We start from the raw sequence: 2,469 nt of genomic DNA, 5'->3' as shown, positions 1-2,469 counted from the left end.
CGAGTACCAGTTGGGAGAGGCGCCACCTCAAGTCACAGGACTCACAGTGGACCAGCAGATCATTCTCGACGTGTTAGGCGAACGGTATCGGCAAATTTATTCCTAAATCAGGTGCGGAAAGTCGGTTGTATCTCTGCTGTGTTCCTAGGTTGTAGGACTTCGCCGACTGATATTGCGGAAATTAGAGACTTGGTGAAAGATAAAAATATTTCTATATTTCAGGCAGAGTTAAGCAAGACGCACTTTTCTTTGAGCTTCAATGAAGTTTAATTTCATATAAAAGATTAGAAATTTTCTGATTTACTTTGGTGGTGCTGAATGGGTAAATTCATCTGAATTAACGAGCCACCCATTATTAAATTTAAAGAGTGTATGTTACTAAGAGATCTCAGATTACTGTGGGGATTGGCAAGGTTAAGCACTGGCATGTAAGTGACCGTTGGCGGCATGGTCGCTCATTCACATCCATGTGATCGCGACATTCGTATGTCTATATACAGCAGATGCCGCCGTGGAGCACACAGGGATGTGCTTGCTGCGTGTCACTGGAATGACAGTGTTTAATCGGAACTCACTAAATATGCACAAGACAATCAGCTGCCGCTTTTTCATAGTTGACATATAATGTCATCCCGCTATGATGCCTGCACCTCTGGTTATACATACAAAGATCTTATAAATGAAAAAGTTATTTATTATGCTGGCGATGATTTTTGCGGTTAGCTTGGCTGCTAGTCCAGTCGCAGAAGCAAAAAAATTCGGCAGTAATAAGTCTATTGGCAAAAGTCATCAAACGGCGCCGGCTCAGCCTGCGGCAACCAATACCCCTACAACCCCGCCTACCGCTGCGCCAGCACCTGCTGCGGGCAAAAAAGGCATGATGGGCGGCATGTTAGGCGGTTTATTAGCGGGCGGCTTATTAGCTGCGCTATTTATGGGCGAAGGTTTTGAAAATATTCAATTTATGGATATTTTGATTATCGCGCTGTTGGCATTCGTGCTGTTTAAAATTGTCCGTACTCTGATGGCTTCAAAAGCCAGTGCCCAGCCAAGACCAGCCTATGCGGGTGCTGGTCAACCTAATCCGAATTTGCAACGCCAGCAAGCGGAACAAACCGGTTTTGCCAGCAGTGCAAACAGTGGCAGCAATGGTTTTGCGCAAGCGGCGAGCGCTGTGCCTTTCCATTTGCCTGCGGGTTTTGATTTACCCGGCTTTTTGGAAGGGGCTCGTAGTCATTACAAAACCTTGCAAGTAGCATGGAACGAAAACGACTTAAGCAAAATCCAAGAGTATGTTTCGATTGAGCTTTATAATGAACTCAGCAACCAACGCCGTGAGCTCGTTGGCGAACAGCATACTGAAGTGATGTTCTTAGATGCTGAGCTGGTCCGCGCGACACACAATGCAAGTCTTGCGGAAGTGAGTGTTAAGTATAGCGGCCGCTACTGTGATACGGTTGAAGGTGTCGAAGAGGACATTAAGGAAATCTGGCATTTAGAGCGTAACCTTACGCAAGCCAACGCGCCTTGGTTAATCGTGGGTATCGAGCAGTAATCTGTCCGTCTTCAAAAGCAGCCTTAATTTCTTAAGGCTGCTTACATTCCCTTTCGTGTCAATCCAGCCTTCCCTCAGTAGTTCAACGTTATTGATTGAAAAATCGCTTATCATTACTTTGATTATTTTACTAATATGGCTATACAGTAGTTGCGTGACGAGCTGTAATTCAGTTGCTCACAATTAGGGCCATTATTTGTAGATTATATTTTATAGTGCTGATTTTTCGTTATGTTGAGGTGCTAATATATGGAGAAATAAGGTGGAGACCCAAATCAGTTAAACCTTGTACTATTCCTAATTGAATTACAAATACTACTAATGTAAAAGTTAAACCTTTACCAAAGGATAGTTGAAAAATTTTGCTGTAAACTACTGATATTGCAATGTATGTCACAATTAGCCCAAGCAATCCTTTGATAGCAATAACTATTGTGAATGCTAGTATTGTTCCAATCGTAACGGCTAAACCACAATGTATAATACTTTTGTTTTCTGCTTCAAATAACTCAGCTCCAATTTTTACTGGAACAATCGTTATTAATATCAAGATGAGCCACGCTAGCATAATAAAATCCATTTTATATGAAAGTCTATTGCAAAATTAATCTGCAACGTTTAAAGGAAATCAATTTCAATTGCTCCCATTGGGGGCTGATTATACTTATACAAAAATAAAGTGCTATACCTTAGGTGTTTTTTAAGTTGGTTGGCATTATATATTTAAACAGAATAAAAGGTTGGGCTTAGTTTTTTGATGAGGAGCTAACAATCCCCGAACTCAGCACTGAAGGATCCCCTCATAAATCAGCCATAGCATAGCCATATTTGAGCAACTGATTGGCGAATAATACCCAGGCCGCCAGCAATTCTTTCTCCGTGATTTGATAATCAGGCCGCCTGAGTACCTCCAA

Annotated in this window: 2 protein-coding genes; one reads left to right on the top strand and one right to left on the bottom strand. The window is 42.0% G+C overall.

Annotation, left to right across the window (positions count from 1 at the left end; all coding sequences use genetic code 11):
• The first annotated feature begins 679 nt into the window (after window positions 1–679).
• The gene (locus AEA42_RS11910; protein ID WP_055647831.1) at window positions 680–1,555 is read left to right on the top strand and encodes a Tim44-like domain-containing protein; all 876 of its coding nucleotides are present in this window, start codon (window positions 680–682) and stop codon (window positions 1,553–1,555) included.
• Between the two features lie 229 nt (window positions 1,556–1,784).
• On the opposite strand, the gene AEA42_RS11905 is transcribed toward AEA42_RS11910, so the two are convergent.
• The gene (locus AEA42_RS11905) at window positions 1,785–2,123 is read right to left on the bottom strand and encodes a hypothetical protein (RefSeq protein WP_055647830.1); all 339 of its coding nucleotides are present in this window, start codon (window positions 2,121–2,123) and stop codon (window positions 1,785–1,787) included.
• Window positions 2,124–2,469: the final 346 nt, after the last annotated feature.

It is taken from the genome of Shewanella sp. Sh95 (assembly GCF_001308045.1).
In the GTDB taxonomy this organism is placed as follows: Bacteria; Pseudomonadota; Gammaproteobacteria; order Enterobacterales; family Shewanellaceae; genus Shewanella; species Shewanella xiamenensis.
This window is presented reverse-complemented; position numbering and strand designations above follow the sequence as displayed.

What these genes read in the sequence shown, in the direction of transcription:
- AEA42_RS11910 (WP_055647831.1), top strand. Translation starts at nt 680, where the DNA reads ATGAAAAAGTTATTTATTATGCTGGCGATGATTTTTGCGGTTAGCTTG.
- AEA42_RS11905 (WP_055647830.1), bottom strand. Translation starts at nt 2,123, where the DNA reads ATGCTAGCGTGGCTCATCTTGATATTAATAACGATTGTTCCAGTAAAA.